The sequence below is a fragment of the Kitasatospora sp. UYEF31 genome (assembly GCF_057291755.1).
On sequence record NZ_JBXAWK010000007.1, the window covers coordinates 1 to 25169 of the forward strand.

Annotated in this window: 19 protein-coding genes; 9 read left to right on the plus strand and 10 right to left on the minus strand. The window is 68.4% G+C overall.

Going from position 1 to position 25169, the window contains the following annotated elements:
• From AC0Z36_RS05155 to ychF, 4 genes are all read right to left on the minus strand, one after another.
• Window positions 1-556, minus strand: a 556-nt coding sequence (locus tag AC0Z36_RS05155) for a transposase (RefSeq protein WP_485461475.1), incomplete at its 3' end; no start/stop codon positions are given.
• A 730-nt stretch (window positions 557-1286) separates the two neighbouring features.
• Complete coding sequence (locus tag AC0Z36_RS05160) at window positions 1287-1583, minus strand: hypothetical protein (protein ID WP_485461476.1); 297 nt, start codon at window positions 1581-1583, stop codon at window positions 1287-1289.
• Window positions 1584-2089: 506 nt separating this feature from the next.
• Window positions 2090-3331, minus strand: a complete 1242-nt coding sequence (locus tag AC0Z36_RS05165) for a helix-turn-helix domain-containing protein (protein ID WP_485461477.1) — start codon at window positions 3329-3331, stop codon at window positions 2090-2092.
• A 272-nt stretch (window positions 3332-3603) separates the two neighbouring features.
• On the minus strand, window positions 3604-4677 hold the full coding sequence (gene ychF / locus AC0Z36_RS05170) for a redox-regulated ATPase YchF (RefSeq protein WP_485461478.1): 1074 nt from the start codon (window positions 4675-4677) through the stop codon (window positions 3604-3606).
• Between the two features lie 311 nt (window positions 4678-4988).
• On the opposite strand from ychF, the gene AC0Z36_RS05175 reads away from it, so the two are divergent.
• On the plus strand, window positions 4989-6230 hold the full coding sequence (locus tag AC0Z36_RS05175; RefSeq protein WP_485461479.1) for a DNA recombination protein RmuC: 1242 nt from the start codon (window positions 4989-4991) through the stop codon (window positions 6228-6230).
• Between the two features lie 614 nt (window positions 6231-6844).
• Entirely contained in the window at window positions 6845-7318 is a 474-nt protein-coding gene (locus tag AC0Z36_RS05180; protein ID WP_485461480.1) for a DUF6542 domain-containing protein, read from the plus strand.
• Between the two features lie 216 nt (window positions 7319-7534).
• On the opposite strand, the gene AC0Z36_RS05185 is transcribed toward AC0Z36_RS05180, so the two are convergent.
• Window positions 7535-8506 (minus strand): 4-hydroxy-3-methylbut-2-enyl diphosphate reductase, encoded by a 972-nt coding sequence (locus AC0Z36_RS05185; RefSeq protein ID WP_485461481.1) that lies wholly within the window; start codon window positions 8504-8506, stop codon window positions 7535-7537.
• Between the two features lie 336 nt (window positions 8507-8842).
• Between AC0Z36_RS05185 and xseA the strand changes: the two genes are divergently transcribed.
• Window positions 8843-10057 (plus strand): exodeoxyribonuclease VII large subunit, encoded by a 1215-nt coding sequence (xseA, locus tag AC0Z36_RS05190; RefSeq protein WP_485461482.1) that lies wholly within the window; start codon window positions 8843-8845, stop codon window positions 10055-10057.
• Between the two features lie 289 nt (window positions 10058-10346).
• Window positions 10347-10604, plus strand: coding sequence for an exodeoxyribonuclease VII small subunit (locus AC0Z36_RS05195; RefSeq protein ID WP_485461483.1), 258 nt, complete (start codon window positions 10347-10349; stop codon window positions 10602-10604).
• Window positions 10605-10773: 169 nt separating this feature from the next.
• On the opposite strand, the gene AC0Z36_RS05200 is transcribed toward AC0Z36_RS05195, so the two are convergent.
• Together AC0Z36_RS05200 and AC0Z36_RS05205 are read right to left on the minus strand one after the other, a co-directional pair.
• On the minus strand, window positions 10774-13509 hold the full coding sequence (locus AC0Z36_RS05200) for an immune inhibitor A domain-containing protein (RefSeq protein WP_485461484.1): 2736 nt from the start codon (window positions 13507-13509) through the stop codon (window positions 10774-10776).
• A gap of 653 nt (window positions 13510-14162) precedes the next feature.
• Window positions 14163-14777: a DUF4245 domain-containing protein gene (locus tag AC0Z36_RS05205; RefSeq protein WP_485461597.1), complete on the minus strand. Its 615-nt coding sequence runs from the start codon at window positions 14775-14777 to the stop codon at window positions 14163-14165.
• A 520-nt stretch (window positions 14778-15297) separates the two neighbouring features.
• On the opposite strand from AC0Z36_RS05205, the gene glpX reads away from it, so the two are divergent.
• The 3 genes from glpX (at window position 15298) to AC0Z36_RS05220 (ending at window position 20018) form a co-directional block, all read left to right on the plus strand.
• Window positions 15298-16326: a class II fructose-bisphosphatase gene (glpX, locus tag AC0Z36_RS05210; RefSeq protein WP_485461485.1), complete on the plus strand. Its 1029-nt coding sequence runs from the start codon at window positions 15298-15300 to the stop codon at window positions 16324-16326.
• A gap of 326 nt (window positions 16327-16652) precedes the next feature.
• Window positions 16653-17660, plus strand: a complete 1008-nt coding sequence (locus AC0Z36_RS05215; protein WP_485461486.1) for a zinc metalloprotease — start codon at window positions 16653-16655, stop codon at window positions 17658-17660.
• Between the two features lie 324 nt (window positions 17661-17984).
• A complete protein-coding gene (locus AC0Z36_RS05220) occupies window positions 17985-20018 on the plus strand; it encodes an MFS transporter (protein ID WP_485461487.1) in 2034 nt (677 codons plus the stop codon).
• A gap of 136 nt (window positions 20019-20154) precedes the next feature.
• On the opposite strand, the gene AC0Z36_RS05225 is transcribed toward AC0Z36_RS05220, so the two are convergent.
• From AC0Z36_RS05225 to pdxR, 3 genes are all read right to left on the minus strand, one after another.
• A complete protein-coding gene (locus AC0Z36_RS05225) occupies window positions 20155-20442 on the minus strand; it encodes a WhiB family transcriptional regulator (protein ID WP_485461488.1) in 288 nt (95 codons plus the stop codon).
• A 177-nt stretch (window positions 20443-20619) separates the two neighbouring features.
• A complete protein-coding gene (locus tag AC0Z36_RS05230) occupies window positions 20620-21429 on the minus strand; it encodes a DUF1707 SHOCT-like domain-containing protein (RefSeq protein WP_485461489.1) in 810 nt (269 codons plus the stop codon).
• Between the two features lie 218 nt (window positions 21430-21647).
• Entirely contained in the window at window positions 21648-23039 is a 1392-nt protein-coding gene (gene pdxR, locus AC0Z36_RS05235; protein WP_485461490.1) for a MocR-like pyridoxine biosynthesis transcription factor PdxR, read from the minus strand.
• A 67-nt stretch (window positions 23040-23106) separates the two neighbouring features.
• On the opposite strand from pdxR, the gene AC0Z36_RS05240 reads away from it, so the two are divergent.
• Together AC0Z36_RS05240 and AC0Z36_RS05245 are read left to right on the plus strand one after the other, a co-directional pair.
• A complete protein-coding gene (locus tag AC0Z36_RS05240; protein ID WP_485461491.1) occupies window positions 23107-24186 on the plus strand; it encodes a DMT family transporter in 1080 nt (359 codons plus the stop codon).
• Between the two features lie 58 nt (window positions 24187-24244).
• Window positions 24245-25018, plus strand: coding sequence for a DUF4190 domain-containing protein (locus AC0Z36_RS05245; RefSeq protein ID WP_485461492.1), 774 nt, complete (start codon window positions 24245-24247; stop codon window positions 25016-25018).
• Window positions 25019-25169 lie beyond the last annotated feature (151 nt).

A 25169-nucleotide genomic window follows, 5' to 3' on the forward strand; every position in this document is an offset into this window, starting at 1 on the left:
CGGCCGCGGCGTCCTCCAGCAGTCGTTCCCGGGCCTTGCCCCGCACGGCGGGGTCGATGACCACCGAGCGGTAGGACCCGTCGGGGTAGGTCTGAAGGACCGGCAGGGCGGGGTTCTGGCCCACCCGCCACAGCAGGCCGGCGCCGGTGTCGGCGGCGGCGCACCACTGGCCGAAACCGAAGAAACCCCGGTCGGCCAGCAGCAGCATGTCGTCCTCAAGCCGCTCGAACAGCCCCAGGGCCAGGGACCGTTCGCCGCTACCCTTACCGGTCGCGGCACCGACCGCCGCCCCGATACAGGCCCGGGATCCGGTTTCGACCAGGGTCAGCACGCGGACTTTGGGGAAGGCCCCCGACCCGCCGAACGCGGCCCGGTTGGCGGCCGAGTCCGGGGCGTCCCACTCCATGCCGTCGACCGACACCAGCCGCCGGTGGCCCAGCCACGCGCCCCGCGTCAGCGGGTCGGCTGAGTTGGGCGGAAAGTTCGGCAGCGCGCGCCAGGCCGGCAGCCGCTCGGTACCGGCCGGCGTCCAGCGCGGCTTGGCAGAAGATCCCACACAGTCGAGCTGCCGCCCGGTAAAGACGAACCGCCTGGCGCGGGTACTGCCTTCCTTCGAGGAGGGAGAACGTTGTGCTGCGCACGACGCGGAGCTCGCGCACGACTTCGCCAGGCGGCCGGGTGAGGTACGCCCAGGCAAGCCGGTCGATGTCAGCGTCGATCTGATCGAGCACCAAAGGGTGCACGTTGGTCGACGCCGCCGCTCTGGCGAACTGCACGGTCTCGGCGGCATCTACGTCAATAACGAACGGGGTGTCCCCGACGGCCGTCGGGGATCGGGCGTCGCTTGCCGTCGGCGCTGGAACCGACGCGCGGGGTGGGGCGAGCAACTCCGCGACCGACCACGGGGGGAACAAGTGCTCCAGCAGCATGACGGCCGTCGCCCGCGGCCTCGTGCTGACCTTTCCGCCGCACCAGTTCTTGAACTGCCGCTCGCTGACCGTTGCTTCTGTATTGAGGTGGTTGCGTGCAGCACGACTTCCTTACAGCGGCAGGATGATGAGGATGGTCTTGCCGAGCCTGTCGGCATCGGGCCAGACGTACGTCCGGCCGGCCGAGCCGGTTACGAAACAGGCATTCCCGAGGTAGACGCAATCCTTAGGCGACACAAGCGAGATGCGACGTTCTTCTATCTGATCTAGACAGTCACGAGAAGGGGCCTGAGTGCCCCCGTAAGACGCGTAAGCCCCCAGCCTGACAAGCTGGGGGCTGTTCGTGTTTCTAGGTGCTTACCGGGCCGATGCGTCCCGACGGAAATGCTTGCCGCGCTCAGCTTGATGGGCATCAAGTTTGACTTGCTCGATGACCAAAATTCCGTCCCGAACGTTCGGATTCTGAGCCTCCAACAGCTCAGACACAAGCTGTTGCACCTCTTGACTTGTCAGCTCAAGGACATAAATCTCGCGACCACACGGACAGTCATCCTTCAGATCAGGGCGGAAGTACAACACTCCCCCGCCCGCTCCGCCGCCGCACTCGGCCTCAACCCGTCGGTCTATCTCAGTGCGCCGGCGCTTCTCAGACATGATCTGTCACCTGAACGAGCACGTCAGGCGACAACGCGTCGTGAGGCACGGCCCAGAAGACCGAGTCATAGTCGCGACAGCATGCGATGGATCGGGCTTCCGCCACCTCGTACAGCTCAGCCGTGCGGACAGTTCCCCCATGGGACAGGACGACGTCGACCACAACCCAACCGACACGCCTAGCCGTTTCCTGCCCCCGCTGCTCAGCCAGACTCGCCAAGCCATTGCTGACACCCCAACAGATCAGTGCTACACGCCGGGGTTGGTATTCGACTATCAACCTGCCGACCGGTCCCGCCGCAGGGTGGAACAGTCCTATGTCTCCCGAACCCACTTCGGTAAGATCGCGCCGTCGCTGCAATTCACTTTCTGTTCTGTGCACCACATCGCCCCCTCAGTCCGCTTACTCGGTACGAGGGACGGTAGGAGCGTTCACGACCTCAAACCACGTACGTAGAGGGGTAGTTGATGAGCCAACGTGAAGAAAGTATCCCGTTTCGAGGTAACTACCCGGCGACGCCCAGGTGAGCGGCCATGTCGCGCATGTCTTGGGTAAGGGTCCGCTTACGGGTCTTGAGAATGTCTGTCATGACGTATCGGCCCATTGGCTGGTGTGTCAGCCATGCACCGGATGTGCGCCGAAGTTGGATCAACTCATCCATAGCATCTTGGTGCGATCCGAGCGTGACGTAGGCCCGTGCCACGTCCAGCCGGTGACGGCCCCAATTCGGGGCGGTCGGCTTGCCGAAGGCACGTAGCGCTTTCGCCCCCAAGCGTCCGTCATCAGCACGCCGGAGAACGCCCCGCGCGTCGCCCATCAGCGACAGGTCTTCTACTGCCTTGATCTCCGCTGTCACGGGGCCGAATCCGCCCCAAGCATGCGGGAAGAGCTGATACTCAGATTCCAGCGCTCCCGCGGCAGCCCCGACCATTCGCCGCGCCTCGCGTGCTACGTCCGGCCGGTTGTTCCGGATGGCTGCTGACGCAACCCTCAGCCACAACTCACCCCACACCACCACTTGCGCGCGGTTCGCATCAGACATTCGCGGTTCGATCTCCGCCGCCGTGAGCGCGGCCAACTCCTCACTTTCGTCGAAGCGGTCTTGCCGCAGCAGCAGCCAACACAGCCCCACAATTCCGGTTGCCGCCGTGAGGGTTTGCCCTGTCTCGCGACCTAGCCGAATCGCTTCAACAAGCGCGTAGTACGCCATGTCGTACTGCCGGACCTGGGTCAGGTATTTGCCCGTCAGCAAGAGCGCGTGACACCGCGCGATCGTTGCTTGCTGCTGCTCCTCACCCTCAAAGGCAAAGATAGCCGCCTCAGAACCGCGCAGGAGTGTTGGAAGTCGCGTTGCTACCGCCCCGTACTGATCCGCCCAGTAGAGCGCGTGCCCTTCCTGTACGCCCCTGTTGAGTGCGGACAGCTCAAGTACCTCGCCAGGGTTCGCCATGGGCGCGGCAAGCCCTACAGCGGGCATGAGAGCGCGCCGAAGCTCAGCCAGGTAGCGGCGGTTCGCTTCGTCCTGCGGGCCGAGAACGGACACGGGCGCTTCCGTAGCGAATAACGCGGACGTCGAGACCCCCAACGCACGAGCAAGGACATGCAACGTCTCAACCCGCGCATCCCCGCCTTGCTCCACTTTGCGGACGACACTCAGAGACACCTGCGCTTCATGCGCTAGCTGTTCCTGGCTCAGGCCAGACGCACGGCGGAACCTGCGGATGTTGTCTGCCAACCCTGTGGACATGCGCCACCACCCCCTCACATCCAGCGTACGCCCGGCACTTGCTGATCGTCTCCGTGAACGAACAGCTCACAGAGGCTCGCTGACGGACACACAAAAGCCCCCTCGCAACCCGAGCGAGGGGGCTTCCGCATGCTCTCGATCCGTGGAGAAAAAGTCAGCACCAAACCAGCACGGGAACCCGAACTAGCCCGGAACGATCACCATGGATCTGCAACACATAGCTTCTGACCAGCACATTTGCCTAGCGCGGAACCTATATGCTATGGAGACCGCTAGACGTTGAAGCGGAACTCCACCACGTCGCCGTCCTGCATGACGTAGTCCTTGCCTTCCATGCGGGCCTTGCCCTGGGCGCGGGCCTCGGGGCGGCCGCCGGTGGCTACCAGGTCGTCGAAGCCGATGACCTCGGCCTTGATGAAGCCGCGCTGGAAGTCGGTGTGGATGACACCGGCCGCCTCGGGGGCGGTGGAGCCCTTCGGGATCGTCCAGGCGCGCGCTTCCTTGGGCCCGGCGGTCAGGTAGGTCTGCAGACCCAGGGTGGCGAAGCCGACGTGGGCGAGCTGCGCCAGCCCGGACTCCTGCTGCCCCAGGTCCTGGAGCATCTCCAGGGCCTCTTCGTCCGACATCTCGATCATCTCGGACTCGATCTGCGCGTCCAGGAAGATCGCCTCGGCCGGGGCGACAAGCGCCCGCAGCTCGGTCTTGAGCGCCTCGTCGCCCAGCCCCTCCTCGTCCACGTTGAAGACGTAGAGGAACGGCTTGCCGGTCAGCAGGTGCAGGTCGTGCAGCAGCGACAGGTCGGTGCCCGCGGAGAACAGCGTGGTGCCGGTCTCCAGAACCTTCTGCGCTTCCTCGACGGCGACGGCCATGGCGGCCGACTCCTTCTTCAGCCGGGACTCGCGCTGCAGCCGGGGCAGCACCTTCTCGACGGTCTGGAGGTCGGCGAGGATCAGCTCGGTGTTGATCGTGTCGATGTCGTTCTTGGGGGACACCTTGCCGTCCACGTGCACCACGTCGGGGTCGGTGAACACCCGGATGACCTGGCAGATCGCGTCGGTCTCGCGGATGGTGGCGAGGAATTTGTTGCCCAGGCCCTCACCCTCGCTCGCGCCGCGCACGATGCCGGCGATGTCCACGAAGTCGACGGTGGCCGGGAGCAGCTTCTCCGAGCTGAAGATCTCCGCGAGCTTCTTCAGTCGCGGATCCGGGACACCGACGACGCCGACGTTCGGCTCGATGGTGGCGAACGGGTAGTTCGCGGCGAGCACGTTGTTCTTCGTCAGGGCGTTGAACATCGTCGACTTGCCCACGTTGGGCAGACCGACGATTCCGATGGAGAGCGACAAGACGACGTCCCGGAGGTTGTGGAGTGAGGTGGAGCGAGGGGTTTACCCGTCGAGTTTACGGCCCGTGCTGAGCGTGGCTCCTTTCCCGGTGCGCCAATGGACTCCACCAGGCTCCGCAACGCTCCGACCAGCGATGATCCGTACGCAGGGAGACGACAGTAAGAGAAGGCGACAGCTACAAGGGCAGTAGCCGCAGGCCGACTGCGGATCGGCAGTTCCCCGGTACGCCAAAGGCCACTCCGGCTGACCGTGAGCACTCCCGGTCCCCGGAAATGCGCCGATCCGCCGACTCCTGACCGCAGGATTGGGCCATGGACACGACCGCTGTGCTGCTTCTGCTGATCGGGCTCGCCCTCGGCGCCGCCCTGGGAATGTTGTGGTCGAGGTCGACATACGCGGCCCGGATCGCCTGCCTGGAGGCCGAGCAACGGGCCGCGCTGGACGCGGCCGATGTCGCCGAGCGGTCCCAGGAACAGTTGGGCGAGCGGTTCCGGGCGCTGTCCTCCGACGCGTTGGCCCGCAACAACTCGCAGTTCCTCGAGCTGGCCGACCACCGGTTCCGGATCGCCGGGGACCCGATCAAGGAGACCCTGGGCCGCCTGGACGACCGGCTCGGCGAACTGGAGCGGGCCCGCTCGGCGTCGCAGGCCGCGTTGACGCAGCAGATCGCCGACGTCCGCCGGGCCGGGGAGGACCTGCGGCGGGAGACCGCGTCGCTGGTCACCGCTCTTCGCAAGCCGGACGTCCGGGGCCGCTGGGGTGAGATGCACCTACGCCGGGTGGTGGAGGTCGCCGGCATGGTCGAGCGCTGCGACTTCGACACCCAGACCTCGGTGACCGGTGACGACGGCACGTTCCGCCCCGACATGGTGGTGCACCTGGCCGGCGGCAAACACGTGGTGGTGGACGCCAAGGTGCCGCTGTCGGCGTTCCTGGAAGCAGCCGAGACGGCCGACGAAGCCGTACGGAAGGAGCGGCTCGCCGCGCACGCCCGGCACCTGCGGACACATGTGGACCAGCTGAGCGGCAAGTCGTACTGGCAGAAGATCCAGCCGACGCCCGAGTTCGTGGTGCTGTTCGTCCCCGGCGAGGCGTTCCTGGCCCAGGCGCTGGAGCAGGAGCCGGCGCTTCTTGAATACGCGGCGGCACGCAAGGTCGTGCTGGCCACCCCCACGACGCTGATCGCACTGCTTCGCACGGTCGCCTACGCCTGGAGCCAGGACGCCCTGGCCGACGGCGCCCGCGAGGTGTTCGAGCTGGGCCGGGAGCTGTACGACCGGCTCGGCGGGCTCGGGGAGCACCTGGACCGGCTCGGCCGTTCCCTCACCGGGGCGGTCGGCGCGTACAACAAGACGGTCGGCTCCCTGGAGGCCCGGGTGCTGGTCAGCGCCCGGCGGATGAAAGACCTGCGCCTGGTGGACGACGAGTTGGACGGCCCCCGGCAGATCGAGGCCACGGCCAGGTCGATGTCCGCCCCGGAACTGGTCGATTCCGCGGAAGAAGGAAACAAACTGCGTTCACTGCCACCGCCGCAGGCCTCCGGAGCGTCCTGAGGGGCAGGAGCCGTAATCAGGAGCCGTAATCAGGAGCCGTAATCAGGAGCCGTAATGAGGAGCAGGCCGGTAATAACACCGGCCAGATGGGGGGAACCGCGTGTTCTTGGCAGGTTTGGACCACTTTGCGGACCTACCGTGGGGTTGTGGAACAGCCCAGTCGTGTAAGCCAGCGCTCCCGGTCCCAGCTTGTGCAGGGCGACGGGAGCCGGTCCGCACGCCCGGAACGGCCAGCGCGACGCGAACAGCCGGACCGGTCCGAGCGCGTCCAGCGGCCGGAACGCCCCGACCGCCCGGACCGCCGTGCGGACCGCAGCGCGGAAAGCCGCCCGGAAGGCCGCCCGGAGGACCGCCGGACAAGCCGCTCGGAGGCGACCCCGCCGCGGCTTCCGGAAGGGCGGCAGAGTCGTCCGGAGCGCCGTCTGAAGGGCAGGCAGGCGAGTCGTCCGGAGCGACGCCCGTCCGAAAGGCCGGGCGTCCGGCCAACCGAGAAGCCGGCCGACAAGCCGGGCGACAAACCGAACGTCAGGTCGGACATCCGGCCGACGGGCCGGTCAGAAAGCAGACCCACCCCGCGGCGCGGCCCGCCGTCTCAGTCGGGACGGAGTGAGCCGGTGCGCCGACGTGAGCAGTCGCTGCGGTCCAGGGCGGGAAAAACCGCCGGTTCCACCGTCCGCACCACCCGCACCCGCCCGCGCGGGGCACGCCCCGCCAAGGCCGGCAGCGGCGTGCTGACCCCCGCCGGGGCGGTCGTCGCCTCGATCGCCGGCACGTTCCTGGGCGCGGTGTCCAACGAGATGTTCACCAACGGCCTCGGGTGGTTCTTCGGCCTGGTGTTCCTGACGACAGCGGTCTTTGTCGCGGTGAAGATCCGTACCCAGAACCTTGTTCTGGCCGTGATCCTCCCGCCGATCGCCTTCCTGATCGCACTGCTGCTGACCAGTCTGTTCTTCCCGAACGACACCAACGAGGGGGTCATGCTCCGGTTGAGCCTGGACGTCCTCAGCGGACTGTCGTTCAAGGCCGGGCTGCTGTGGGGCGGCACCGCGCTGGCCGGTGTCATCGCGCTGGCCAGGAAGTGGAACTGACGGCCACTCCGACGCGACGGCCACCCCGACGCACTGAGCCCTCCCGGCGAGCAGGAATGCTCAACGGGAGGGCTCAGCCGACGAGTTCCGTCGACAATCCCAGTCGACAATCCCAGTCAACAAGCCCAGTGGACGGGCCCAGTGGACGGGCCCAGTGGACGGGCCCAGTGGACGGGCTCCGCGATCAGGCTCAGTAGACGGTTTCAGCAGGTCGCGTCACGCGTCCTGGCCCGCCGCCTTCATGTCCCTGCGGAGTTCCTGCGGGAGCGAGAACTGCAGGCGCTCCTCGATCGCGCGGTGGATCTGCACGTCCGCGTAGCCGCGCTGGGCGAGGTACTCGATGACACCGTCGACCAGGACCTCGGGGACCGACGCCCCGGAGGTCAGGCCGACCGTGCCGACGCCCTCCAGCCAGGACTCGTCGATCTCGTCAGCGCCGTCGATGAGGTACGAAGCGCGGGAACCGGCCTCAAGCGCCACCTCGACCAGGCGGACCGAGTTGGAGGAGTTCGTCGAGCCCACCACGATCATGAGATCGCACTCGGGGCCCATCTGCTTCACCGCCGTCTGGCGGTTCTGCGTGGCGTAGCAGATGTCATCGCTGGGCGGGTCCATCAGCAGCGGCAGCTTCTTGCGGATCGCCTCAACGGTGGCGATGGTCTCGTCCACCGAGAGTGTGGTCTGCGAGAGCCAGGCGACCTTGGCCGGGTCCCGTACGACGATCTTGTCCACGTCGTGCGGGCCGTCGACGATCTGGATGTGGTCGGGGGCCTCGCCAGCCGTGCCGACGACCTCTTCGTGGCCCTCGTGGCCGATGAGCAGGATGTCGTAGTCGTCCTCGGCGAACCGGACGGCTTCCTTGTGCACCTTGGTGACCAACGGGCAGGTCGCGTCGATGGTCTTGAGGTTGCGCTCGGCGGCCTCGTCGTGGACCACGGGGGCCACACCGTGCGCGGAGAAGACGACGGTGGAACCCTCGGGGACTTCGTACGTCTCGTCGACGAAGATCGCGCCGCGGTTGCGGAGGGAGTCCACGACGTATTTGTTGTGCACGATCTCCTTGCGGACGTACACCGGTGCCCCGTAGAGGTCCAGGGCCTTTTCGACGGTCTCTACCGCGCGGTCGACGCCCGCGCAGTAACCCCGGGGGGCGGCGAGCAGGACGCGGCGGGTGGCTGTGGTCGACATGTGTCCATGTTAAGCCGGGCTCCAAGCGTGGCGTTCCCCTCCCGGCGTCTTTGCTGCGCTCAGTCGCCGTCCGGCGCCACGCGTCGCCCGGAAAAACCGCGACCTCCGGATTAATGCCGACTCCAAGCGGGGGCGTCGCCCTCTCTCCGCCTTCGCTACGCTCAGTCTCCGGTCGGCGCCCCCGCGTCGCCGGAAAAGCCGCGCCCTCCGGGCGCGCTCCTTCGCTGCGCTCAGTCGCCTCGCGCGTGGCTGCGCTGAGCTCCAAGCGCAGAGTCCTCCGGCCGCGCTTCCTTCTTCGTCGCTCGCTATGTCCGACCGGGCCCGTAGCCTGGACCCATGGCGCTGACCACTTCTGCCGAGTCCCCGATTCCGGTGTCCGAGATCTCGAAGCTGATCGGCGGTTGGATCGACCGCCTGGGTGCGGTGTGGGTCGAAGGGCAGATCACCCAGTTGTCCCGGCGACCCGGAGCCGGGGTGGTGTTCCTGACGCTGCGCGATCCGGCGCAGGACGTATCAATCTCGGTGACCTGCTTCCGCCGGGTCTTCGACCAGGTGTCCGAGGTGGTCGCCGAGGGCGCGCGGGTCGTCGTGCACGCCAAACCGGTCTGGTACGGGCCGCGGGGGCAGTTGTCCCTACAGGCGGCGGAGATCCGCCCGGTGGGGATCGGCGAGTTGCTGGCCCGCCTTGAGCAGTTGAAGCGGTCCCTGACCGCCGAGGGCCTGTTCGCGCCGCAGCACAAGAAGGCGCTGCCGTTCCTGCCGAACCGCGTCGGTCTGGTGACCGGCCGGGCGAGCGCCGCCGAGCGGGATGTCCTGGAGAACGCCCGCCGCCGCTGGCCCGCCGTGCGCTTCGAGGTGCGGAACGTCGCCGTGCAGGGGGTGCACGCGGTGCCGCAGGTGGTCGGCGCGGTCAAGGACCTGGACGCCGACCCTGAGGTCGACGTGATCGTCGTGGCCCGTGGCGGTGGCAGTGTGGAGGACCTGCTGCCGTTCTCCGACGAGGAACTCGTCCGTACGGTATTCGCCTGCCGGACGCCCGTCGTCAGCGCTATCGGGCACGAGCCCGACTCCCCGCTCCTCGACCTGGTCGCCGACCTGCGGGCTTCCACACCCACCGACGCCGCCAAGCGGATCGTCCCGGACGTCGGCGAGGAGGTGGCGAAGGTGCACCAGGCCCGCGACCGGGCGAGGTACGCGGTGACCGCACGGCTCGACCGGGAGCAGCACGGCCTGAACCAGATGCGTTCGCGTCCGGTGCTCGCCGAGCCGTACGGCATGGTCGAGTTCCGCGAGGAGGAGACGGCCCAGCTCCGCGACCGGTCCCGGCGGATGCTCGGGCACCAGCTCGACCGGGCGGTCGGCGACCTCCAGCAGACCCGCGCCCGGGTGGTGGCCCTGTCCCCCGCCGCGACACTGGAGCGCGGCTACGCGGTCCTGCAGAAGGCCGACGGCCAGGCCGTCCGGGCGCAGGACGAGGTGGAGGTCGGCGAGCGGCTGACCGCGCGCCTCGCGACGGGCCGGATCACGGTGGAAGTGACGGCCCAGGACTGAGCTGAACGGCCGGGTCCCGCTCGGCCGACCGACGGAAGTCCGGGCCGGCGTTGGGCCGTCTCGCCCACGTGCCGCTGACAGGTGGGCGATCCCGGCGTAGCGTTTTCCCCGTGGTCAAAGGTCGGCTGGGAATCGCGCCCAGCCGACCTGCCCAACCTGTGCGCCCGGCCGTGAGTCCCCGGCCGTGAGTCCCCAGTCGGCCCCGGCCGACCACCGCCGGCCACCGCCGGCCACCGCCGACCACCGCCGACCAAGCCGCTTTGTCCCCACTCCGCCGTACGCTCGACACATGACCAAGAAGAGCAGCGACGCGCCCACCGCAGACGCCCCGACGCCCGATGAAGCGCTCGGCTACGAGCAGGCCCGCGACGAGCTGATCGAAGTGGTCCGGAGCCTGGAGGCGGGCGGGACCACACTGGAGGAGTCCCTGGCCCTGTGGGAGCGCGGCGAGAAGCTCGCCACCGTGTGCCAGCAGTGGCTGGACGGCGCGCGGGCCCGCCTGGACGCCGCTGTGCAGGGCGACGACCGCAAGCCCGACGAAGAGTAGGCACCGGGCAGTAACCGGGCAGCACCACGCAGCACCACGCAGCACCACACACACAGGAAAGCCCCACCGCCGTGTTCAGACAACACGGCGGTGGGGCCTTCGTGCGCTACCTGCGACTGCGGTCATCTACGTCGTGGGCCACAACCAGTTGCAACCCCGTACGCGATGGTTACTTCTTGGCCGCGTCAACCCACAGGAACGCTCCGGCGCCGTTCGGCAGCGGTGCGACCAGGCTGACCTTGACGCCGTAGGACTTGTCCTTGCCCGGGTTGCCGTCGCCCAGCTTGAAGCCCTTGAAATCGAGGCCGTAGTGGGCGGTGTCCGGCTTGCCGTCGGCGGTGACCACACGGGTGGTGTAGTCGGACTTCGCCGGGACGATGGCCGAGCCGTAGCGCTCACGCAGTGCCGCCGCGCCGTTCACGTACTCGACACCGGGGTAGTAGCCCTTGGCGTCGTCGAACGTGGTGACACCCGGCTGCGAACCGAAGTCGTTGCAGAACTTGCCCTGCACGCAGGCCTTGAACGGGTACGTGTTCCCGAAGCCGAAGGCCACGTTGGACGAGTTCACCCGCTCGTTGACATTGCGCTTGGGACCGTCGACCGGGGACAGCACCGAACCGGCTTCGCCGGTGTAGCGCAGCGGGTCGTAGTGCGAGTCGACGAGCAGCAGCGAGCCCTTGGGGCCGTAGGACGGGCCGTTGCCGATGTTGAAGTTGACGCCGTTGTTCTCGTACGCGCCGTCCTTGAGCCACACCAGCATGCCGGGGGCGTTGTACTTGACCTTCTCCAGGCGGCCGTTCTGGCCGGCTGTGTAGGTGTACTTCAGGCCCTCGTCGAAGCCGGAGAAGTTGCGCCACTCCAGGAGGTAGTACTGCTCGCGCAGGAAGGTGCCGTCAGTGCGGCCCCAGCCGTTGCCCTTGGTGATCGCGTTGGTGCCCTTGTGCAGGGTCCAGCCGTTGTCAGTACCGGCCTCGACGTCGTCGCTCCACACCGTCTTGCCGTCGGCGGTCAGCGTGAAGTCGTCCGCGAACCAGCCCTTCTCCTGGAACGCCGCGTCGGTGTTCAGGTCGAGGCGGATCTTGATGTCCTTGCCCGCGTACGCGGCCAGGTCGACGTTGTCGTGACGCCAGCCCTTGCTGTCGCCGGTGAGGCCGTTCTTCTTACGGAACGCGGCGAGGTTGTGCTGCGGGTCCGGGTAGTTGTCCGGGGTGGTGACGAGGTTGCCCGCGTCGTCCTTGACCGGCATCTGCTTCCAGGTCTTGCCGCCGTCCTCGGAGACCTCGATGAAGCCGAAGTCCCAGTCCTGCTCGACGATGTAGTCGTTCCACATCGAGAACTTGACGTCCTTGCCGGCCGGGACCTTCAGGTCGCGGACGATGGCGGTGTCGGCCCAGTTCTGGTCGTTGCCGGAGTACCACATGCCCTTGCCGCTGTGCGGCTGACCGACCGTCACCTTCTTGTCGGGCAGGTTCACCCGGATGCCGTCGACGCCGTACCACGGGGTCTTGGCGGCCTGGCCGAGGATGAACCCCTGTGTGCCGGAACCGGTCTTGACCACGGCGGGCTCAAGCCAGCCGAGGCTGTACTTGTCCCACACGCCCATGTGTCCGGGCATGGTCTGGAACAGCGGGCCCGAGTGCGAGCCCGACGACATCAGGTCCCAGAAGTTGACGTCGTTGTCGCCGCCGGAGAAGTTGTCGTACAGGTCCGGCAGACCCAGGTCGTGGCCGTACTCGTGGGCGAAGACGCCGACGCCGGAGTCCTCCGGCTGCACGATGTAGTTGGCGATCTTCTTGTCCGTGCCGGGGATGTTGTGGCCGAACAGCACGGTCGAGGCGTGGGCCCAGACCGCGTCCTGGCCCTCCTTGCCGCCGCCGCCGGACTTGTCCTTGCCCGCGTGGACGATGACGAGGTGGTCGATGACGCCGTCGGGCTCCTGCGTGTTGCCGTCGCCGTCGGCGTCGCCGATGTCCTCCTTGTCGTAGTCCGCCCACTTGAAGCCGGGGTCCTGCTTGGCGAGGGCGTTGACCGCGTCGATCGGCAGCTGCTGCGGGCCCAGGGGGTTGAGCGGGCTGCCGGTGTTGTCGTTCTGGCCCTTGGCGACGCCGTTGTCACAACCGGTCGCGCCGTAGAAGGCCTCGGAGTGCGGGACCTTGATCCACCCGACGGCCTTGCCGTCGACGGTGTACTTGCCCTTGGACATCTCCTCGTACATGTTCTTCATGCTGTAGCCGGAGATGTCCACGCCCGGCTTGCCGTCCGGACCGGTGAGGTCCTTGCGCAGGCGCTCGGTGTAGCCCTTTTTCGAGAACAGCACGTTGTTGTAGTAGTCCGGACCGAAGTCCTTCATCCAGATGCTGTTGTTGTCCGTCGCGGCGTTCGGCTGCGGGATGTTGTTGTGCAGCGGACCGCTCTTGAACGTCCCGGCCGGCTCGGCGACGCACGGCGTCCCGGCCGGTGCGCCGAACTGCGGCGGGCGCATCGCGCCGGAGAAGTCGTCCTTCGCGTTCTCGTCGAACTCGACCATGAGGGTCAGCAGTTTGGCCTTCTGCTGCGAGTCCTTCGGCCGTCCGCTGCGCTCGGACTTGACCTGCGCCGGGCTCTTGCCGGAACGCTTGGCCTCGGCTTCGATCGACGCGAGCTGGGCGGCAGCCCGCGGGTTGCCGTCGACTTCCTTGCGCGCGGTCTTCTTCAGGTCCTCCTGGGCCGCCTTCAGGACGGCGCGCTGCGCCGGGTCCTTGGTCGCGTCCACGTCGAACTGCTCGTCGACGGAGTTGCTGTACTGGTCCTCGGGACCCGGGTTCCACTGTGCGCGGGTGGTGTCCACCCGGGCCGTGGCCGTGTCGTCGGACGGTGCCGCGGCGCCGGTGACGGCGGTCATGCCGCCGACGGCGAGCGCGGACACGGACAGGACGCTGATCAGGCGGGTTCTGCGACGGAGGGCAGAACGCACGGGCCGGGACCCGTCGGCTGCCTCGCCGGATATTGCTCGACGCAAGGAGACTCCCCCTTCCGTCCGGGGTTCCCCCGGACGCGAAGTGACGTGGCGCATGCGCGACGTGATGGTCCCGCATACGCGTCGTCGTATCTGGTTGGGCGCCGCCTGTCTCATTTCAGCGACCGCCTGGAGCCAGGAAATGGCAGCGCTCAAATGTTCGAGGGGCAACCGGACAGTAAGGGCGCGGAAACCTTTTCAGGCAGAGGGTGGTGATCGACCGTTAGGAAACTGTGACGACATGAGTCGCTAGTTAAGCCTGTATTGATCACTTTTGATCCGATTTGCTAGGCGCGTCGCGGCGTCGATTTTCCGCTCCTGTTTACCGCCGACTTATCGGACGACCGACGGGCGGCTGTCGGAAAACCGTCGGACGGCGTACGGGAAACGGCACCGCGCGATCCCGGCCCGGAAAGCGACCGGGCCCCGGCATCCGTTGTACGGATACCGGGGCCCGGTGAGCGGTACAAGACCGCGTCAAGCATGTCCGACTGTCGGTCCTGCCCCGCGAACGGCCCTGGGGGCGGCTCACCCCTGCCCCGCGAACGGCCCTGGGCGCCCGCTCAGCCCTGGATGGGCGGTGCCGGGCGCAGCGAGCCGGCCAGCACGCCCAGGTCCGCGAGCGAGGCGTTGCCGGTGACGGCCGTAGTGACGCCGTCCTTCGTCCGCAGCAGACCGCGGTACTTGGGCCCGTCGTACGACGTCCACTCGTCACCGTTGATCTGCTGCTTGCCCACCGGGGCCGCCTTGAGGATCTTCGCCGCGGCGAAGATCCTGGGGTTGCCGTTGGTCTGCTCGACGGCGGCGTACTTCTTCGCGGGGTTGATGAACCCGATGTGCCACGAGGTGTTCGCCTCGTCGGCGCCCTGGTAGGTCACCGAGGTGGCCTTCCAGTCGGCCGGCAACCCCGCCGGGCCCAGGAGCTGGTAGGGCGCGCCCATGGACGCCTGCTGGAACGTCAGGGCGTACGGGACCTGCTTGACCGACTCGTCGTCCTGCCCGCTGCGGCCGATCCCGACCACGAGCACCAGCACGGCGACGACGACACCGATGAGGCCGAACGACCAGACGATGTCGCGTACGGTCGCCAGCCCGCTCTTGGGCTTCGCCCGGCGCATGGTGAGGCCCTCCTGGCCGGTGGGGGTTCCGGCGTCGGCGGGTGCGGGGGTCTCTGTCATTCCAGTCACCCACCCATGGTGACCCATCACGCGGGCGATCTGTCCCAGGGGGCCGGTGTCACCCCGGGCACGGGTGCTGCCGCGCGACAACCGCGACCGCGGGCAAGGGCGCTGCCGTGTCCAACCGCCCCCTGAAACAAAAGCGCCACCATGCGCAGCCACTACCTCTGGACAAAAGCGCGGCCACGCACAACCACTACCTCCGGACAGGGGCCCGGCCGGACACAACCGGTCGGATGCCGGAGCCGTCCGGCAGGACCGGCCGGTCACCCAGACGACCCGGCCCGGTCACCCGGCCGGAGCAAACCACCCGGTAAAAGGTGACATTTCCGTGCCCACCTGCCCTCTGTAGGGGGAACGCGTGACCGATACCATCAGGGGCAATCCCGTCGGAGCCGGTCCGGGCCCGGGGCTGTGGCATTCGTCGGGTTCCCTCACCCGGCAGCAACCACGGCTTCCGGTGTTCAGGGCACCTCGCGGTACCGGGCCAGTGCTCCCAGCCAAGGAAGGCCCGCCTGTCATGACGGACCAGTCCAGCACCACCCACACCGATTCCGCCGAAGCGCCGGACCGCAATCTCGCGCTCGAACTCGTCCGGGTCACCGAAGCCGCGGCCATGGCCGCAGGCCGGTGGGTCGGCCGCGGTGACAAGAACGGCGCGGACGGCGCGGCCGTCAACGCCATGCGCCACATGCTGCGGTCCGTGTCAATGGACGGCGTCGTCGTCATCGGCGAGGGCGAGAAGGACGAAGCCCCGATGCTCTTCAACGGGGAGCACGTCGGGGACGGCACCGGAGCCGAGTGCGACGTCGCCGTCGACCCGGTGGACGGCACCACGCTGACCGCCAACGGCATGAACAGCGCCATCGCGGTCATGGCTGTCGCCGACCGCGGCAGCATGTACGACCCGTCGGCCGTGTTCTACATGGAGAAGCTGGTCACCGGCCCGGAGGCCGCCGACTTCGTGGACATCACCGCGCCGGTGGCGGCGAACATCCTCGCCGTCGCCAAGGCCAAGAACAGTTCCCCCGAGGACGTCACGGTCTGCATCCTGGACCGGCCGCGGCACGAGGGCATCGTCAAGGAGATCCGGGAGGCCGGAGCCCGGATCAAGTTCATCACCGACGGTGACGTGGCCGGCGCGATCATGGCGGCCAAGGAGGGCACGGGCGTCGACCTGCTGCTCGGCATCGGTGGTACGCCCGAGGGCATCATCACCGCCGCGGCGATCAAGTGCATGGGCGGCGTGATCCAGGCCAAGCTGTGGCCGAAGGACGAAGCCGAGCGCCAGCGGGCGATCGCGGCCGGGCACGACCTGGACCGCGTGCTGTGCACCGACGACCTGGTGTCCGGGGAGAACGTCTTCTTCGTGGCGACCGGCATCACCGACGGCGAGCTCCTGCGCGGTGTGCGCTACCGCTCGTCGACCGCCGAGACGTCCTCGTTGGTGATGCGCTCCAAGTCGGGCACGATCCGGCAGATCGAGTCGACGCACCGGCTCGGGAAGCTGCGCGCGTACAGCGGCATCGACTTCGACCGGGCGCGCTGAGCCACCGGCCGGCCTGACGACCGAAGGTCGGCAGAACCAAAGATCAAATGTCGTACGGGTCGCCGCCGCGCATCGCGCGGGAGCGGCCCGTACGGCTTTGTCGACCCAGGGGACCCACAGGCCACTTCAGGCCCATGCGGCACCTCTGGCTGAAATGTGCCTCACACCTACCACCAAGCGGTCAGTAGCGTCCGGTGCCGGAAGGGGTTGCGCCGGTAGATCCCGTCGTGCGGAACCTCCATGCGGGCAATCCCGCCCGCTCCGCGGACACTTCGGGGGTCCCACCCGTGCAGCACCCTGCAAGGACTACTCACCGACGCCGGAGAATGCTCGGCGCCGCTCTCCTGGGCGGCGTCCTCTCCGCCGCTTCCCTCGCCGCCACGCCCGCCTCAGGGCTGGCCGCGGCACCGTCGAACGCCAAGACCACCCAGGCGGCGGCAAGCCCCACAGCCTCCGGCGACCGTGCGTGTGCCCCGGGGGCGTCCGGCCCGGTCGGCGCCAAGCTGATGCCCGGCGCCACCGCCGTGGACCCGAACACGGTCACCGCCGGGGAGATGACGGCGATGGAGGCGAAAGCCGACGCCGCGCTCCGCTCCCAGGCGTCCGCGCGGGGCATGAGCCCCGGACAGCTGGTGGCCAAGGCCAAGCAGAAGCCGATCGAGATCCCCGTCTACTGGCACGTCATCCAGGACGGCGCGGCAGGTTCGCTGACCAAAGCCCAGGTCAACTGGCAGATCGATGTCCTGAACGACGCGTACGGCGGCCGCGGGGACGCGTACAACGCCAAGACGCCGTTCGTGTTCAAGCTGAAGGCCGTGGACTACTCGGACAACGCGGCCTGGTTCACCGCCGGACCGGAAACCCCCGAAGAGCGTGCGATGAAGACCGCACTGCGCAAGAAGGGCCCGGAGTCCCTCAACATCTACTCGAACAACCCGGGCGGCGGGCTGCTCGGGTGGGCCACCTTCCCGTCCTGGTACCAGGACGACCCGAAGATGGACGGCACGGTCATCCATTACCAGTCGATCCCGGGCGGCGGACTTCCGCCGTACGACGGGGGTGACACGGCGACTCACGAGATCGGCCACTGGCTCGGGCTCTACCACACCTTCCAGGGCGGCTGTGCGGACCCGGGCGACTTCGTGTACGACACCGCGTCCGAGAAGAGCCCGGCCTTCGGCTGCCCCGGCGGCCGGGACACCTGCACCGCGCCGGGCTTGGACCCCATCCACAATTTCATGGACTACAGCGACGACGACTGTATGACCCAGTTCACGCCGGGTCAGGTGGAGCGGATGGCGGGGCACTGGCTGCTGTACCGCGCCAAGAGGTAGACCGCACCTGCGGCGCTCTTCACCAAAAGCGTTCATGATCCAGTGACGGATGATCCCGGACAGCCGGGATCATCCGTCACTGGCGTCATGACATGACTGTTCCCCTGTGCCCCTGTGCCCCTGTGCCCCGTGCCCTGCGCCCCGTGCCCTGCGCCCCGTGCCCTGCGCCCCGTGCCCTGTGCGCCGTGCGCCGTGCCGGTGCCGGTGCCGGTGCCGGTGCGACCAGACCCGCGCGCCGCGCAAACGGCCGTACGTACGGCCGTATCTTTTGCGGCACCGCGCTTCCTGATCTTCGATTGGAAGATCGACCACAAGGAGGCCCGGATGAGCACGTCCGCCCTGGACAAGGCGTCCAGCGCGGAGCCGGGCCCGCAGCAGCTGCCGCCGGCCAAGCTGCGGCTTGTGTTCGCCGGGCTGATGCTCGGCCTGCTGATCGCCTCACTGGACCAGACCATCGTGTCCACCGCGCTGCCGGTGATCGTCAGTGAGCTCGGCGGCCTGGAGCACATCGCCTGGGTGACCACCGCCTACCTGCTCGCCTCGACGGTGACCACACCGCTGTGGGGCAAGCTCGGCGACTTGGTCGGCCGGAAGAAGCTCTACCAGGCCTCCATCGTGATCTTCCTGATCGGCTCGGTGCTGTGCGGCATCGCTGACAACCTGCCCCAGCTGATCGCGTACCGGGCGGTCCAGGGGCTCGGCGGCGGTGGCCTGATCGTGCTGTCGATGGCGATCGTGGGCGACGTCGTCCCGCCCCGCGACCGGGGCCGCTACCAGGGTCTGTTCGCCTCAGTCTTCGGGCTGAGCAGTGTCGCCGGACCGCTGCTCGGCGGGTTCTTCACCGAACAGCTCAGCTGGCGCTGGGTGTTCTACGTCAACGTGCCGATCGGTGTGATCGCCCTGGTGGTGATCGCTTATGCGCTGCAAAGCCGTACGCAGACATCGAAGCCGGTCATCGACTATCTCGGCGTGGCCCTGCTTGCCTCGTCCACCACCTGCATGGTTCTGCTGACGACACTCGGTGGCGGGACCTATGCGTGGGGTTCCGGACAGATCATCGGCCTTGGTGTCGTTTCCCTGGTGCTGCTCGCCGCGTTCATCGTGGTGGAGCGGCGCGCGGCCGAACCGGTGCTGCCGCCGCGACTGTTCGGCATGTCGGTGTTCCGGATCGCGTCGGCGCTCGGGTTCGTGGTGGGCTTCGCGATGATGGGCGCGCTGGCGTACCTGCCGCTGTACATGCAGATCGTGAACGGTGCCACACCCACCGAGTCGGGCCTCCGGCTGATCCCGCTCATGCTCGGCATGCTGAGTATGTCGATCATCGGCGGCCGGTTGATCAGCAAGACCGGGAAGTACCGGATCTACCCGATCATCGGCACCTTCGTGATGATCATCGGGATGTTCCTGATGTCGCGGATGGACGAGTACACCACCACCCCGGCGTCCTCCCTCTACATGCTGGTCTTCGGCATCGGCCTCGGCCTGGTCATGCCGGTGCTCGTGCTCTCCGTACAGAACGCCGTGGACTTCAAGGACCTCGGCACCGCCACCTCGGGCAGCACCTTCTTCCGCTCCATCGGTGGTTCGTTCGGTGTCGCGGTGTTCGGCGCGATCCTCAACAACGGGCTCTCCGCCAACCTCGCCGACATCGCCGACCGGCTCCCGCCCGGGATCAGCGCGGAGTCGGCGGGTTCGCCCAAGGAACTGGCCAAGATGGCCCCGCCGGTGAAAGCGGAGTTCCTGCACGCCTACGCGAACGCGCTCCAGCCGGTGTTCCTCACCGCCTCAATGATCATCGTGCTCGCGTTCCTGCTGTCGCTGCTGCTCAAGGAAGTGCCGTTGCGCAGCGTGACGAAGACCGTCAACGCGGAGGACAACCTGCCGGTGCCGACCGCGCGCAGTTCGGTCGGCGAGATCGAGTGCGCGCTGGCGCAGTTGGTGCACCGGGAGAACGGGTGGGCCCGCTACGAGGGCATCATCAAGCGGGCCGGGGTGGATGTGTCGGTGCCCCAGGCGTACGGCCTGGTGCAATTGGACGAGTCGGGTCCGGTCACCGCGACGGAACTGGCCGGGCGGCTGCACGAGGCGGTGGCCGATGTGGAGCGGCACGGTGCCGCGCTGGTCGGTCAGGGCCTGGTGGAACTGGGCGGCGATGAACGGATGTCGCTGACCGCCGGCGGCCGCACGGTCCTGGGGAAGCTGATCGAAGCGCGGCGGCAGGGCCTCACTGAGCTGCTCGCCGACTACTCCCCCGAGCAGAGCGCCGAGCTGGTCGAAATGTTGGAGAAGCTGGCGAAGTCGACCACCCACACCTCGAAGGACCACATCGTCTCCGAGGCGAAGCGCCGCGAACAGTAAGGCGGTTGCGGCAGGTAGCGCCAAGCAGTAAGGCGGTTGCGGCACGCGGTGCCGCAAGCAGTGAGCAGGCTGCGGCACGCGGTGCCGCGAACCGGGAATCCGTTCTGCGGCCCAGCGGCCGGTAACCGGCCTGCGGTCAGTTCCGCCAGGCGCGGCGGCGGGCGACGGCGGTGCGCTCCTGCGGGGTCAGTCCGCCGCGTACTCCGGCGACCTGCGGCTCCTTCAGGGCGGTGGCCCGGCATTCGAGCAGCACCGGGCAGCGGGCGCAGACTTTCTTGGCCTCCTCTTCGCGGGCGAGCCGGGCGACGACCGGTTCCCCCGGACGGCCGAGGAACAGCTGCGCGTCCTGCGTACGGCAGACGCCGTCGGCGGGGACGGTCCAGCCGAAAGTACGGGGCGGAGCGTTCTCGATCAGTTCGGGCATGTACATCTCCTGAGGCAGTGTGGGCCGGCTTCGGACTGCGGTGCGTAGGTCCCTACACCGGTCCGTCTACCCGCGACCTCTTTGAGCATGCCTTTGTTTCTGTCAATGCGACGCGAAATCACGTCAAATTAACATCAAGGACACATTGCGCTATTTCGGACGCAGGAAACCGGAGAGTTACAGTTCCTTCTTTTTCTCGGGGGTCTGCTCGGGAACCTGGTTGGAAACCGGCGCAGTGGTCGACTCGGGGGTCGGCTCAGTGGTCTGCCCGGGGGTCGGCCCGGGGGTAACTCCGGGGGCCTGCTCCGCGGCCGCAGCCGGTTCCGCGGGCGTCGTGTCCAGCTTCGCAGCCAGGGTCGCCACGCCCATTTCCATGAGCTTTTCCAAGTGCTTCTTCTTGATCTTCTTCGGCTTCACCTCGACGCTGCCCATCAGGGCCAGGCCCTTGAGGACCACGGTCGGCGCGTTCGGGTCGCCGTTGTGCTGTTCGCGCACGTCGAAGGAGCCCATGAAGCCGAATCCCTGGTTGCGGACGTTCACCCCGGCGGGCACCCGAATCTCGACGCTGCCCATCAAAGCCACGACGTTGATGACCAGCTCCGGCGAGTGGAAGACCGCTTCGGACAGGTCGATCTCGACGCTGCCCATCACCGCGACGGCGGTCATCTGCTCCCCCACGGCCCAGCGCCCGGCCCGGACGGAGCTGCCGAAGAAGGCGACCATCATCGAGGAGTACGCGGGTGCGGGGCCGAGGTCCACCCGGAGCGCGGCCGGTTCAGCACCGGGGGCGTCCGGAGCGGCGGCGCGGGCGGGCTGTCCGGCCGGGAGGTCGGCGATCAGCGGCACCAGGTCGCCGAGTGTCCTGGCCTGGAAGACCGCGTCGACACGTTCGGCGTGCTCGTCGGGGGTGAGGCGGCCTTCGGCGAAGGCCTCGCGCAGGATCGCCGAGAAACGGTCACGGTCCGCGTCGGAAGCCCGCAGTTCCACTGAGGGCTGCTCCGCCGGGGACTGCTCTACCGGGTGCCGCTCTACCAGAGGTTGTGGGGCTGTCGGCTCGGGAAGCTTTTCGAAAGAAGGGGCCACAGCGTCACACTACCCAAAGGCACCAGGTGCGACTTCCTGGTTTCCGACCGATCAGGAAGTCGTACGGTCCTGCGGCACTCAACTGCTACAAATCCGTACGAACAACGGAATTTGACTAAAAGTCAGTTCACCAGCGGCGCCCGGCGGACCTCGTCCGCCGCAGCGCCGAGCAGCCGGACGGCCTCCCGCAGCCGGTCCACCGAAAGGCACGCGTAGCCGAGCACCACCGCCTGTCCGCCCGGTTCCCGGCGCATCGGGCCGACGGCGTCGACCCGTACGCCACGGTCTTTCGCAGCGGCCACCAAAGCCGCTTCGGCGCAGCCGGGCGGGAGTTCCACGTAGAGGTGCAGGCCCGCCGCCACCCCGTGCACCCTGGCCCCGGGCAGGTGTTCGCCGACCGCCGCGGCCAGGGCGTCCCGCCGGGCGCGGTAGCGCAGGCGCATGGACCGCAGGTGCCGGTCGTACGCGCCGGACGTGAGCAGCCGGGCGAGGACGAGCTGCGGCAGCGTCGCGGCGCCCAGGTCGGTGTAGAACTTCACGTCGCGGAACTCCGCGCTCAACTGCTCGGGCAGCACCACCCAGCCCAGGCGCAGCGCCGGGGCCAGCGCCTTGCTGGTCGAGCCCAGGTGCGCGACCCGGTCGGGGGCCAGTCCCTGGAGGCAGCCGACCGGGTCGCGGTCGTAGCGGAACTCCGCGTCGTAGTCGTCTTCAATGATCAGTCCGTCGCAGTCCCTGGACCAGGCGACGAGTTCGCTGCGGCGGTGCGGGGAGAGCACGACTCCGGTGGGGAACTGGTGGGCGGGCGTGAGCAGGACGGCCCGGACGCCGGTGCGGCGCAGGGCGGCCACGTCGAGGCCTTCGTCGTCCACCCGTACGCCCACCAGGTCGAGTCCTTGCAGGGTGAACATGCCGCGCTGCCGGTCGCTGGACGGGTCCTCCACCGCGATCTCGGTGTGCCCGCGCCGGGCGAGCACTTTGGCGATGATCGACAGTCCTTGGGCCACGCCGCCGACGGTGGTGATCCGCTCCGGCGGGGCCTGCGCGCAGCGGACCCGGGCGAGGTAGTCGGACAGGGCTTCGCGCAGGTCAGGCGCTCCGGCCGCGCTCGGATAGCCGAAGTCGGCGTTCGAGGCGGTGCTCAGCACGTGCCGGGTGGCCGCCGCCCAGGCGCTGCGGGGGAAGGCCGCGAGGTCCGGGGTGCCGGGCTTGAGGTCGTAGCGCGGCGGCTGATCGGGCTGCTCGGGCTCGGCCGTCGCTACGGTCGGCCCGGGCAGCTGCGCGACTCTGGTCCCCGATCCCTGTTGGGCCGTCAGATAGCCCTCGGCGACGAGCTGTTCGTACGCTTCGACGACCACGCCGCGGGACACGCGGAGGTCGCCGGCCAGGGCCCGTGAGGACGGCAGGCGCTCCCCGCGCTTCAACCGGCCTTCGCGTACGGCGTCCCGCAGGGTGGCGGCGACCTGGACACCGAGCGCGCCGACGGTGTGGTCCACGGTCAGCAGCATGTCGCGCATTGGTCCCCTCCGATTGCTGTCAAATGGACCTGTCCAGCAGTCCACTTCGTTCCTAACGTTGCATCACATGGACGCCGTGACAACACAGACCGCGCAATCAGCCCTCTCAGTCAAGAAAACCCGGCAGACCGGAATGGCCTACGCCTCCGGAGCACAGATCCTGCTCGGCAGCTCGATGGGGGTCTCGGCCGCGCTGGTCCACTTCCCCGTCCCCGGCGGGCAGGCGCTGCGCTACACGCTGGCCACCAGCGTGCTCTACCTCGTGATGCGGGTGAAGCGGGTGCCGCTGCTGCGGCCGACCGGCGGCGAGTGGGCCCGCCTCGCCGTCCTCACCCTGTGCGGCCAGTCCCTGTTCAACCTCCTGCTGATCGCCTCCCTCGACCGGGCGGACCCGGCGACCGTGGGCAGCATCGTCGGCAGTTCCCCCGTACTCCTCACCCTTCTCGGCCCACTCCTCGTACGCCGTCGTCCTTCACTCGGGCTCCTGGCCGCGTCGGCTGTCGTGGTGGTCGGCAGCGGGATCGTGCAGGGGTTCGGCTCCGGCACCGCCGGGGGCATGGGCCTGGCCGTCGGGGTGCTGCTGTGCGAGGTGGCGTTCTCACTGGTGGCGATCCCGCTGCTGCCGCGCTTCGGGGCGCTGCGGATCTCCATGTACGCCACGGCGATGGCGGTGCCGCAGATGCTGCTGCTCGGTCTGGCCGTGGACGGCGGGGAACTGCTGCGGACGCCCACCGGCACGGAGGTCCTGGCGCTGCTCTACATGGCGCTTCCCGTTACTGCTGGGGCGTTCCTCCTCTGGTACTCCTCACTGGGCCTGCTCGGTCCGGAGCGGGCGGGGCTGTTCAGCGGCCTCGTGCCGATCACCGCGGCGGTCTCCGGGCTCGTCCTGGGCACCGGGGCGCCGACAGGCGGGCAGTACGTGGGGGCGGTGCTGGTGGGTGTGGGCGTGGCGCTGGGGATGCGGGCGGGGAGCAAGGCTCCGGCGGCCGCACCGCTGGCCACACCACTGGCCACGCCACTGGCCGCCCCACTGGCCGCCCCACTGGCCGCCCCACTCAAAAACGGGGGCCCCGCAGTCGGAAAGTCCACGGTCGGGCCGCCCGTCGGGAGCGCCGCCGCAGCGAAGATCACATATAGTGATGATTAATGACAAATAGGACTTCCGGCGCAAAACCTGGGAGTCCGAGGAACTCCCTGGAGGCCCGGTGTCCACGCCGTATCCGACCACCCCGAACGGCGGCGGCTACTACCCGCCCGTCGCGCTCCGTAACGGCCTGGGGACCGCCGCGCTGGTGCTCGGCATCATCGCCCTGTTGTCCTCGCTGATCCCCCTCGTCGGCGCGGTCATCGCCATCCCCCTCGGCGTCCTGGCGGTCATCTTTGGCCTCATCGGGCGCAGCCGGTTCAAGAAGCGCCTGGCGAACAACGGCGGAGTGGCGTTGGCCGGGTGGATCCTGGGCCTGCTCGCCCTGCTGGTCGCCGTCGTGTGGGGCGTGCTCTTCGGCGTGCTGGTCAAGGACGAGGTGGACAAGGGCGACGTCACCTCCCCACGCGGTGGCTCCGCGTCCCAGGCGCAGGTCATCGGCGGCACGGTCGGCTACAAGGGCGGCCTGAAGGTCACCCTGACCCGGGTGGAGGAGCTCCAGCCGGACACGAACGCGACAGGGAACAAGCCCGGCGACAAGGCCGTGAAAGTGACCGTCGTGTACGAGAACACCGCCAGGGACAGCGCACACCTGGTCTTCAACTCCATCCGCGGCACGGTGGGCCAGGACCGCCGGGAAGCCCGGCAGATCCAGGCCACGGACAACTCCGGCGTGACCAACTCTGCGGACATCGACGCGCTGAACGCCGGCGACCGTGAGACACGCACCTTCGGCCTGAGCGTCCCGGCCGGGGCGACCGGCGACCTGGTGATCGATCTGCAGCCCTCGGCGCTGTACGACTCGGCGTACTGGAAGGTCCCGCTGCCCTCCTGAGCGACCTGTGGCCCGGCCCCGTACGACACGTCCCCGAACTGCGGTGCCGGGGCCTCACCGCACACCGCTGACCTGCGGCCAGGCCCCGTACGACACACCGCTGACCTACGGTTCCGGGGCCTCGGCGCGGGGCAGTGCCAAGGCCGCCGGG

Excerpts from the sequence above, each read along its gene's own strand:
- AC0Z36_RS05225 (WP_485461488.1), bottom strand. The coding sequence starts at position 20,442 with ATGCCCGAACTGATCGAGAACGCTCCGCCCCGTACTTTCGGCTGGACC.
- glpX (WP_485461485.1), top strand. The coding sequence starts at position 15,298 with ATGACGGACCAGTCCAGCACCACCCACACCGATTCCGCCGAAGCGCCG.
- AC0Z36_RS05185 (WP_485461481.1), bottom strand. The coding sequence starts at position 8,506 with ATGTCGACCACAGCCACCCGCCGCGTCCTGCTCGCCGCCCCCCGGGGT.
- AC0Z36_RS05240 (WP_485461491.1), top strand. The coding sequence starts at position 23,107 with ATGGACGCCGTGACAACACAGACCGCGCAATCAGCCCTCTCAGTCAAG.
- AC0Z36_RS05195 (WP_485461483.1), top strand. The coding sequence starts at position 10,347 with ATGACCAAGAAGAGCAGCGACGCGCCCACCGCAGACGCCCCGACGCCC.
- AC0Z36_RS05165 (WP_485461477.1), bottom strand. The coding sequence starts at position 3,331 with ATGTCCACAGGGTTGGCAGACAACATCCGCAGGTTCCGCCGTGCGTCT.
- AC0Z36_RS05160 (WP_485461476.1), bottom strand. The coding sequence starts at position 1,583 with ATGTCTGAGAAGCGCCGGCGCACTGAGATAGACCGACGGGTTGAGGCC.
- AC0Z36_RS05215 (WP_485461486.1), top strand. The coding sequence starts at position 16,653 with ATGCTCGGCGCCGCTCTCCTGGGCGGCGTCCTCTCCGCCGCTTCCCTC.
- xseA (WP_485461482.1), top strand. The coding sequence starts at position 8,843 with ATGGCGCTGACCACTTCTGCCGAGTCCCCGATTCCGGTGTCCGAGATC.
- AC0Z36_RS05220 (WP_485461487.1), top strand. The coding sequence starts at position 17,985 with ATGAGCACGTCCGCCCTGGACAAGGCGTCCAGCGCGGAGCCGGGCCCG.
- pdxR (WP_485461490.1), bottom strand. The coding sequence starts at position 23,039 with ATGCGCGACATGCTGCTGACCGTGGACCACACCGTCGGCGCGCTCGGT.
- AC0Z36_RS05205 (WP_485461597.1), bottom strand. The coding sequence starts at position 14,777 with ATGACAGAGACCCCCGCACCCGCCGACGCCGGAACCCCCACCGGCCAG.
- AC0Z36_RS05175 (WP_485461479.1), top strand. The coding sequence starts at position 4,989 with ATGGACACGACCGCTGTGCTGCTTCTGCTGATCGGGCTCGCCCTCGGC.